This window comes from Vibrio sp. 10N.261.54.A5, from assembly GCF_041471145.1.
In the GTDB taxonomy this organism is placed as follows: Bacteria; Pseudomonadota; Gammaproteobacteria; order Enterobacterales; family Vibrionaceae; genus Vibrio; species Vibrio crassostreae_C.
Genome location: NZ_JBFRNU010000001.1, coordinates 76,604 through 83,377, shown reverse-complemented (window position 1 = coordinate 83,377; position 6,774 = coordinate 76,604). Strand labels below are relative to the sequence as shown.

General features: G+C 42.9%; 8 protein-coding genes. 4 read left to right on the top strand and 4 right to left on the bottom strand.

Annotated elements, in window-relative coordinates:
• Window positions 1–309 precede the first annotated feature (309 nt).
• On the bottom strand, window positions 310–834 hold the full coding sequence (locus AB4329_RS00390; protein WP_065584102.1) for a DUF3087 family protein: 525 nt from the start codon (window positions 832–834) through the stop codon (window positions 310–312).
• 256 nt (window positions 835–1,090) lie between these two features.
• Here AB4329_RS00390 and trmY point away from each other — a divergent pair, with 256 nt between their 5' ends.
• On the top strand, window positions 1,091–1,690 hold the full coding sequence (trmY, locus tag AB4329_RS00385) for a tRNA (pseudouridine(54)-N(1))-methyltransferase TrmY (protein ID WP_017061702.1): 600 nt from the start codon (window positions 1,091–1,093) through the stop codon (window positions 1,688–1,690).
• A gap of 100 nt (window positions 1,691–1,790) precedes the next feature.
• Here the strand turns inward: trmY and AB4329_RS00380 are convergent, their stop codons facing one another.
• The gene (locus tag AB4329_RS00380; protein ID WP_372137558.1) at window positions 1,791–2,891 is read right to left on the bottom strand and encodes a permease; all 1,101 of its coding nucleotides are present in this window, start codon (window positions 2,889–2,891) and stop codon (window positions 1,791–1,793) included.
• 233 nt (window positions 2,892–3,124) lie between these two features.
• Between AB4329_RS00380 and AB4329_RS00375 the strand changes: the two genes are divergently transcribed.
• Both AB4329_RS00375 and sigZ read left to right on the top strand, forming a co-directional pair.
• Window positions 3,125–3,421 (top strand): helix-turn-helix transcriptional regulator, encoded by a 297-nt coding sequence (locus AB4329_RS00375; protein WP_004733042.1) that lies wholly within the window; start codon window positions 3,125–3,127, stop codon window positions 3,419–3,421.
• A complete protein-coding gene (gene sigZ / locus AB4329_RS00370; RefSeq protein ID WP_017061700.1) occupies window positions 3,405–3,989 on the top strand; it encodes an RNA polymerase sigma factor SigZ in 585 nt (194 codons plus the stop codon). Before AB4329_RS00375 ends, sigZ begins: the two co-directional genes overlap by 17 nt.
• Window positions 3,990–4,109: 120 nt before the next feature.
• Here sigZ and AB4329_RS00365 read toward each other — a convergent pair whose 3' ends face one another.
• A complete protein-coding gene (locus tag AB4329_RS00365) occupies window positions 4,110–4,724 on the bottom strand; it encodes a YitT family protein (protein WP_372137557.1) in 615 nt (204 codons plus the stop codon).
• A gap of 460 nt (window positions 4,725–5,184) precedes the next feature.
• On the bottom strand, window positions 5,185–5,334 hold the full coding sequence (locus tag AB4329_RS00360; RefSeq protein WP_017061698.1) for a hypothetical protein: 150 nt from the start codon (window positions 5,332–5,334) through the stop codon (window positions 5,185–5,187).
• A 29-nt stretch (window positions 5,335–5,363) separates the two neighbouring features.
• Here AB4329_RS00360 and AB4329_RS00355 point away from each other — a divergent pair, with 29 nt between their 5' ends.
• Window positions 5,364–6,575, top strand: a complete 1,212-nt coding sequence (locus tag AB4329_RS00355) for an MFS transporter (RefSeq protein WP_372137556.1) — start codon at window positions 5,364–5,366, stop codon at window positions 6,573–6,575.
• The last annotated feature ends 199 nt before the right edge of the window (window positions 6,576–6,774 follow it).

Below are 6,774 nucleotides of genomic sequence, written 5' to 3'. Positions count from 1 at the left end.
TTGTTAAAGAGCTTTGCTTGTCGAAACTTTCTTTTTACAAAGAAACCCTTGAAAGCGGACGTGAATTCTAGCGATTTAATCTTAAGTGTCAAACACTTTTTAAAATTAATTTCTTTCGAACTTTCCGTCTTACTGATTACCGCTGAAGCCTTATGGCATCTGCCGTGTCAGTGAGGCGGCATTATAGAGATCATCGAAAACATGGCAACCCCTTTTTTGATAAAAATTCAAAAAACTTGCTTAAGTGGCTACTTTTACGTCAAAAGGCTCTTTCGTAGCTCAAAGCTCATACAATAATGGGTGTATTACTTAAAACTTTGCGATTAGATCTTTCGAAAAAGCCTCTATATCTAGCTCAATGCTCCATTTCTCACTCACTTCTAGGATGTTATCTAGCGATTGCTGAACTGTTTTTATCGTCAATGTGTTGTTGTCTAGGTCGTATACCTGTTTTTGCGTGGTGTAATAGAAATAAAGGATGGTCAGCGCGTCTCGGTCGCCTTGCTCAGCTTTGGGTTGAATACGCTTGAGCTTACGATAGATTTGATTATGGATTTGTTTAAGGTTCCATACATAAAGCGCTTCTTTGAAGTAATCATGCCCTTTCACACGGCTCGCGATAAATGCATTCAATGCGACTGATAAGATCACACCTAATACGTTCAAGTGGAAATTACCTGTCGATTCGCCTGCGATTGATTGCCCTGAACCGAATAGCTCGATCAGTATGGTTCCGAATACAATGGCGAACACTGCGAGTGACCCAACCAACGAAACCAACAGCAGGTTCATCTTCTTTCTATATTCTTCTTTATTGATCTTCTGTAACTTCATCGACTACTTCCTTATGTAAGTCACCTAATAATTTGCGCATACTATCTACGTAAACATTGGGTCGCTTCAACCCTTACCATCTTGTAATGTGGTCATTCTCTATTTAATACGCAGAGTTCTTCTGGTTGGCGCTATACGCAACTCTATTTGACTTCATTAATAGAAAAGAGTTACATACCGCCACAATTTTGGTTATTCATCAATTCATGTTGATAAAGCCCGTTTCGCTTTATCACATACTGACAAGGTACATTCCATGCGTTCATTTGTATTACGCGCTCGCGCAGCCCCTACAGAGAGCAAACTTATCTTAGAAGGTGTTGGGCAAGATGCTCATACTGAGATTCTGGCTCATACTCTGATGAACACGATCTTCGTTGCTCAATCTCACCGTGAGAATGTCACCGTACACCTTGTATTAGAAAGTACTAAAGACTTTTCACGTACGATCACTTTCGATTCAAATGAGATCACCAACATTGGTGGCTTTCATGAATCGGCATTGTTATCAGCGGTAGTAAGAGCGGTTGATGCTTCTCAAGGTATGACCAAAGAGCAGACTCGTCAGGTTGAACCAGGAATCGTCGTTCGCACTATGAGCTTTGAAAAACTAGTCAAAGAACTGGCTGAAGACCACCAGCTATACATGATGGATAAGAAAGGTGACTTTATCCGTGATGCAGAGATTGCTGAAAACCCATGTTTCCTTCTTACTGATCACATCCCTATGCCGAAGAAAAGCTACAACAGCTTAAAGCGCTTAGGGACAGAAAAAATCAGCTTAGGCCCGAACATGCTGTTTGCTTCTCAGTGCGTTGTATTGATCAATAATGAGCTGGATATTCGCGGTTTCTAGCCCCCGGACTGATAAGCTAAACAAAAAAGAGCTCAACTAAGTGAGCTCTTTTATTATCTATCTCTTGGTATCGAGGGTGTTATCTCATAATCAAGCCTGATTAACCAAAGATGAAGCTGTATAGGAAGCCTGCACCCATCGCCATGCTTAGGATAACGAATAGGAATGCTGCAATCATTTGGTTCTTGAAGATTGATTTAAGCAGGATAACTTCCGTCAAACTTGCACCTGCACTACCAATGATCAATGCCATTACTGAACCCAACGCCATACCTTTCTGTACTAGAGCTGCACTTAATGGGATTACCGCTTCAGCACGAATGTACAGTGGAATACCAATCACGGCAACTACTGGAATCGCATACCACATACCTTCACCAGCGTACTGTGCAATTAGGTCTGTAGGAATGAAGCCGTAGATGAATGAACCAATCGCGATACCCATCATTAGGTAAGGGAAAACTTGTTTGAAGTCTTTCCAAGTTGAGAACCAAATTCTCATCCAACGACTAGGTTCTTTCTTCTCTACGATTTCAGCTGTTGCGCTTCCATCCGCTGAACAGCATGAAACCGTTACTTGTGGCTCTTCTTTTTTAGAATCGCAGCAAGATGTCTCTTTCGCCATTACGGGTGCAGGTTCGCCACATGCACTTGTACCACATGAAGATTCTGCTTTAACCGGTGCTGCTTTCTTAGGAGCAGAGTCACCACAGCTAGTGCCACAGCTTGAAGCTGAACCTGTTGATTCATACGCTTCAGGTTTTACGTAACGCTCAAAGCCAAGCTTCTCAAGTGCGTAACCAGCCACTACAGACACCGTCATTGCTACAAGGAAGTAGAACACAGCAACTTGCCAACCGAAGGTAATCACAAACAAACCAATGATCACTGGGTTCAATAGTGGGCTACCAAATAGGAACACCATCATTGGACCGAAACCCGCTCTTGCACGCAGCAATCCTTTTAAGAAAGGAATGGTCGAACATGAACAGAAAGGTGTAATTGCACCCAGTAGTGCTGCTACTACATAACCCTTACCATTACGTGAGCTCAGGATAGATTGAATCTTTTCTGGTGTAAGGAACTCTTGAAGAATCCCAACAATGTAGCTGATCGCTAAGAAAAGGATAATTAGCTCTACTGCTAAGAAAGCGAACATATCAAGTGCGTCTTTCAGCATTGTTAACATTTCATTGCTCATAATTAACTCCAAACTGGATTGAAGGTCGGGCTCTATGAGAAAAGTAACCAATCCTTAATTTCGAATATTCTCGAATTATAGAAATAAACAGCTCCAGAACAAGCATTATTTCGATAAAAATCGAAATGATTTTCGAAAACACAGTTTTTCAATAACTTACACAGACACCGTTTTTAAATTTGAATTCGACATACATTTCGACTAACATCGAAATTAAATCTTGAGGAGTTAATATGAACTTAGAAGTCGTTGCGAAAGCACTTAAAGAGTTGGGGCACCCTATTCGCCTAACCATTTATAAGAGTGTCGTTAAAGCTGGCTACCAAGGCATTGCAGTTGGCGGCCTACAAGAAGAGCTAGGCATTCCCGGTTCTACCTTGTCTCACCACATATCAAGCTTGGCGTCTGCGGGCCTAATCAGCCAAAGACGAGAAGGAAGAACTCTATTCTGCGTGGCGGAGTATGAGTGCCTAGAAGGTGTGATTGATTTCTTACAAGACGAATGTTGCGTAAATGAACAGTGCAACTAATGCACCTTTGAAGCTCGAACAAGTCTGGGCCGAGTATCAGCAAGCATTAAAGTCATTCCTGCATTCAAAGGTCAACAACTCTGCGGATGTAGACGACTTGCTCCAAGATATCTTGATTAAGACCTATCAGAACTTAGATAAGGTACAAGATGCTAGCAGTGTTAAGGCTTGGCTGTTCCAGTTAGCCAACAACACCATTATCGACTTCTACCGTAAGCATGCACGCCAACAACGTGATAGCCAAATTGATGCTGAAGATCTGTGGTTTACCGATTTAGACCACGACTCTGAATTTAAGCAGAAACTTTCATTGTGTATTGAACCTTTTATTCAGGCATTGCCAGAACAAAGTTCATCGCTACTGCTTGCGGTCGACATCAAAGGCCAAAGCCAAAAAGAGATCGCAGAAGCGCAGAACGTCAGCTATTCAACGGTTAAATCCCGCGTGCAAAAAAGCCGTGCTGATCTTAAGAACCTGTTTGAAGAGTGTTGTAACTTGTCCCTTGATCAACAAGGCAATGTGATTGATTGCGAGCTTAAGCCGAACGCCAGCTGCGGCAAGTGTTAATCGTTACATCGAATCCGTTATTTCAATAGAACAAAGCCAGCAATTAATGCTGGCTTTGTTGTTTTCATAATCTGCAAATCACTCTTTACTTAAGCAAATCTAGAGCTTGAGCGAACCGAACTATGCTGCTTCCGCTTTTACCACAGGTTGATAGCGCCCCGGTTTATGATTCATTGCTAGAATCAAGTTGGTGACTATCGCACCAAGCACAGACAGAAGAACCAATGACACATCAACAATGAACAGAGAAAGCACAACAATCGTGCAGTCTAATGCCATCTGAACCTTACCTGCTCGAATTCCAAAACGTTCTTGTAAGAACAACGCCAGAATGTTGAAGCCACCTAAGCTCATCTTGTGACGGAAAATCACCAGCATGCCGGTACCAATCAAGCCACCACCAAGTAAAGCTGCATACAATGCATGAATTTCGGCAATTTGAATCACGTGATACAAGTGATCCACGGCGAACGAAACAATCGAAACCGCGATAAACGTATTGATTGTGAAGCGCCAGCCCATACGAGCAACCGACAAAATATAGAAAGGTAAGTTAAGTGCGAAGAATACTTGGCCAAAGCTCAAATCTGTTACTTTGGTAATGAAGATCGCTAGACCAGCCGTGCCCCCGGTGAGCAAATCGACTTGGTTGAAAAAGATAACGCCGAGTGAAACCAATGCGCTACCTAAGATCAGTGCCAGTAAGTTTTCGCGAAGATTATGATCTTTATCCATGTGAATGACTCTCCCTGAATCTTTTAACATCGCGTTTCAGTAGTCTTGAAACGATTTATGCCCAAATTTACGATGTTTGACAGATAAGTCGAGTGAACGAGCAATGTTGCTTAGTGATTAGTTTGTATATTAGTTTTTACGGCTTTGTGAAACTTTAAATTAAACAGCTAGTTATAAGCCTTAATTTAGACTTTCATTCTTAATTAGATACTTGTTTCAATTAACTAACGAGCTTCAAGTTTTCTTATTTATTGAGCGCGTTTTATACCAATTCCAATCAAGCGACAATCTATGCATAAAACGCATAGACTACATCACAAATGGTCATTTGATACATACCCGACTCATCACTATGATGCGCGACTTCTTACAACATTGAGCGCATGTCAACACCGTATGTTTTCACAATCTCTTTTTGCCCAACTTGCCAGAATGACGTTATTCCTCGTCATTAGTTTGGTTATTGTGCATCACAGTCAGCCATTGATTGATCTCTTGGCTCAGCATGCCGTAAGCAGTGGTTGCCACCAGCAGTCAGGGCATGATCATTCTGGGCACGAACATCACCATGAGATGACTGACCAACACATGTCAGCGCAAGACCACTCACATCACCACCATTAATTTAAGAGTATTAGAATGAGCATTTTCCGTTTTCCTTTACTGGTATGGCTAGGGATAGGCACACTTATTATCAGTCTAGGGATCAGACAATCATTCGGCATTTTCATGATGCCAATTTCAGAGCATTTCGGCACGGGTCGAGAGTTTTTCAGCTTCTCTATTGCTCTACAAAACTTATTGTTCGGTGTGTTCCAACCTTTTGTTGGTATGGCCGCTGACAAATGGGGAGCAAGACGCATCATTATTGCTGGCGCATGTGCTTACGGTTTGGGTTTACTTCTTGCCTCAATTTCTACCGAATCGAGCATGCTTTACGTTTCGTTAGGCGCACTGGTTGGTCTTGGCTTGAGTGCGACAAGTTACGTGATCGTGCTTGGCGCAGTAGCGAAAGTTGTACCAGCAGAGAACGCGGCTAAGGCGTTTGGCTTAACCACGGCTGCAGGTTCATTTGGTATGTTCGCGGTAATTCCGGGCGCACAATACATGCTGAATGAATTTGACTGGCAGAGTGCGATGCAAGTGTTTGGCGTACTGTGTTGTTTGATGATCTCTTTTGCGCTGTTCATGCGAGCGCCTAAAGCAGCCTCAAACAAACAAGCGCAAGCTGAAGAGAACCAAACACTCAAAGAAGCGTTGTCTGAAGCGTTTGCTCACAAAGGTTACTGGTTGATTCACGCGGGCTTCTTCGTGTGCGGTTTCCACGTAATGTTTATCGCAACGCACTTACCGAGCTATTTAGCAGATAAAGACCTACCCGCGAGCAGCGCTGCAATGGCACTGGCTTACGTTGGCATCTTCAACATCTTTGGGTCTTACTTCTGGGGTGTAATGGGCGACAAGTTCAGCAAACGCCACGTTATGTCTGCACTGTACTTAGTGCGTACTGTGGTTATCGGTGCGTTTGTTACTCTGCCTGTGACTGAATCAACCGCGGCTATCTTCGGTGCGGCAATTGGATTCTGTTGGTTGGGTACGGTTCCGCTAACGTCTGGCTTAGTACGTCAGATCTTCGGTGCCCGTTACCTATCAACGTTGTACGGTTTGGTGTTCTTTACTCACCAAGTGGGTAGCTTCTTAGGCGCTTGGGTGGGTGGTCGTATATACGATTACTACGGTTCTTACGAGCCAATCTGGTGGTCAACGGTGGTACTGGCATTTGCAGCAGCACTTATCCATTTACCAATCAATGACAAGCCGATTGAGCGAGTGAAATTGGCAATGGCTTAACGTTTTATGCTGACTCCCCCACTAGCGTAAACAACAAGTCGTTCCAATAAAGCGAGTGAGTATTGAAAGGAAGCATCCTGAGATACTCACTCGCTTTTTTGTTGGTCGCGATAATAGAAACTATAACTAGCGAAACTGGCATAAAGCTCACTGAATAATAAGACTATTCTCTTGGTTTTCATTTATAGTATCCACCCGC